Raw genomic sequence first — 554 nt, 5'->3', positions numbered from 1 at the left:
GGTGAAAACCTCAATCCGCACGCGCTGATTGCCACCGTGCTGAACAACACCCTCAACGCCGGTAAAATCACCAACCTCTAACCGGTGGCGGAAGAGTTATACGATTCGTTCCTGCAACTCACGTGGGACGCCTACGGAGCACCAACGCGATTGGTTTCCGTGGGCGATCCCTTGTGGGGTGGGATTGAAATCAACGGCGGTCAGACCGTCGATGAAGTTCCATATACCAAAGCGGCGGGCATCCGTGCATTGCCGCTGGGAAACGAGCGCAATCAACTCAAGTTCGAACGCTGCGTCATCCATGACTCGGTCGTTGCAGCATTCAGCCGGAGACTCAAGGCAAGCACGCTGGTTCCGCGCAACGGGGCTGATCTGCATATCCAGTCGACCGATGGATATGGGTTCCTGCTGAAAAACGCAGCCATCCGAAGCTGGCCAACCGGTCAACTGGTGGACGGTCAGCCAACCCGGTTCACCCGCGAAGGTCTGGAAATCATCGGCGGCTCGCTGGTGATGGATCAGGTTCTCCAAACGGTGCCGCGCATCATCCTGTC

General features: G+C 57.6%; 1 protein-coding gene. It reads left to right on the top strand.

Features of this window, described 5'->3' with window-relative positions; all coding sequences use genetic code 11:
• Positions 1–84: 84 nt before the first annotated feature.
• Positions 85–554 (top strand): hypothetical protein (locus JIN85_RS20895; protein WP_200274497.1); only part of this gene is annotated, 470 nt, incomplete at its 3' end.

This window comes from Luteolibacter pohnpeiensis (genome assembly GCF_016595435.1).
In the GTDB taxonomy this organism is placed as follows: Bacteria; Verrucomicrobiota; Verrucomicrobiia; order Verrucomicrobiales; family Akkermansiaceae; genus Luteolibacter; species Luteolibacter pohnpeiensis.
Note: the sequence above shows the minus strand (reverse complement) of the source record. Positions and strands in the feature narration are given on the sequence as shown.